The organism is Enterobacter cloacae complex sp.6700776 (assembly GCF_048284255.1).
Lineage (GTDB): Bacteria > Pseudomonadota > Gammaproteobacteria > Enterobacterales > Enterobacteriaceae > Enterobacter > Enterobacter intestinihominis.
On the sequence record NZ_JBLVYK010000250.1, the window covers coordinates 1 to 281 of the forward strand.

1 protein-coding gene is annotated in these 281 nt (G+C 36.7%); it reads right to left on the minus strand.

Annotation, left to right across the window (positions count from 1 at the left end):
* Positions 1–175 (minus strand): putative oxygenase MesX (locus ACNQ0T_RS24115; protein ID WP_417930486.1); only part of this gene is annotated, 175 nt, incomplete at its 3' end.
* Between the last annotated feature and the right edge of the window lie 106 nt (positions 176–281).

The window sequence follows — 281 nt, forward strand, 5'->3', positions numbered from 1 at the left end:
ACGCCAATGAATTGAAGCGGTTGTTGATCATCGACAATGCGTTACGCAGATTTTCTTGGCTGCTTTTGCCTCTGGCTAAATTTGCAAAGTTGGTAGTAATCCGCGTGTTTTCCGATGGGTTGTAATTTTCATCAAAAATGCTGCGCGTAATATTAAAGGTAAATTCTGTATTCATGATTTTTGCATCCTAGCTCTAATAGGAAAACGGCGTTTATTTTTTGATTACAGAGATGTTGCACGTTTTCTCATTCATCAATTTTATGTAGCCAGTAAGTTAATAT